We start from the raw sequence: 269 nt of genomic DNA, 5'->3' as shown, positions 1-269 counted from the left end.
ATCAACAGTGACTACCTCGCACGAGGAGTCCGGGCGTTCTTCATCCGCCGCTTGGGGCCGGATCACGACATCCCGTATGCGCTGACGTGCGCGTGGTGTCTGTCGATCTGGGTCGCCGGCGGCCTCTTCACGCTGGCCTGGTTCTACGGTGAGCATCCCGGATTCGTCATCCCTGCTATGGCACTGTCGGCGTCGTACCTCATCGGCCTCGCCGCATCCAACCTCGACCCCGCCGAGGTGGACTGATGCGTACGCGCCGCCCCGACAGC

At 65.4% G+C, this 269-nt stretch carries 1 protein-coding gene; it reads left to right on the top strand.

What is annotated here, in order from left to right; translation table 11 throughout:
* On the top strand, positions 1-246 hold a 246-nt coding region (locus AC3XQU_RS23965), incomplete at its 5' end, for a hypothetical protein (RefSeq protein WP_489876627.1).
* Positions 247-269: the final 23 nt, after the last annotated feature.

The sequence above is a fragment of the Telluria sp. AZSoR62 genome, from assembly GCF_058111565.1.
The sequence above is the reverse complement of the archived record's forward strand: the minus strand, read 5'-3'. Positions and strand labels throughout refer to the sequence as shown.